The sequence below is a fragment of the Oleiphilus sp. HI0067 genome (genome assembly GCF_001635735.1).
On sequence record NZ_LWFI01000637.1, the window covers coordinates 1 to 753 of the forward strand.

Consider the following 753-nt stretch of genomic DNA (forward strand, 5'->3'; position numbering starts at 1 on the left):
CCTAAGCTGGACCGATACTGATATTAATAATTCGCCGTTGGGCTTATTTGGGTACGAATCCGGCAGCCTAGAAGGAGCTAGAAACCAGGTAGAACTATCAATGGCGACCAAAGCGAAGGAAATCTGTAAAGCTGAAGGCTACGACGGCATTTATGATGATGATTACCGCTTTGGTGAACTCATACACTGGTCTGAAGTTGATTGTGAAGAAAAAGTACGGTTGGGTTCGACGTTCTACTTTTGCCGAGGCGATGCCACTTATCGTTGCGGCGCTAAGCGTCAGAAGTAAACACAAAAGCCTTCTTTGCTGCATCGCACTCGCCAGAACTGCATGGGGCATACTGGCTACGGGTGAGCCATATAGCGGCATTCATGTCTGCTTGCTCAATAAACCTGTCTAGATAAAGCCTGATATTTCTCCCAACTTGATGTGCGCAATTGTCTAACTCCATGCATTGCACTTTAAACAATAGATGATGCGCTTCGCTTACCCTTCGGGCCGACTTTTTGTCGTTCAACGCGCTAAAGCGCTTTTGTGCCGCCTGCGCGGCAATGACGGATTGGAACGAAACTTAAATCCCGTCGAGCGCGCAAGCGATCTGGGTCGCCTTTGAGGTATTGGGGTCTTTGGCCAAACAAAGACCCTGGCCTGCCGTCGGCCAGCGCCGACAGGAAAAGAAGAATTAGCTTGATGTTACCCTCTAAAAAACAAACTACCGCAATTGTCTATGAACACTCTCATATCTCTAAAGG

Annotated in this window: 1 protein-coding gene; it reads left to right on the plus strand. The window is 48.1% G+C overall.

What is annotated here, in order from left to right; genetic code table 11:
* Nucleotides 1-289: hypothetical protein (locus A3739_RS29605; protein ID WP_197472151.1), on the plus strand; the 289-nt coding region annotated here is incomplete at its 5' end.
* Nucleotides 290-753: the final 464 nt, after the last annotated feature.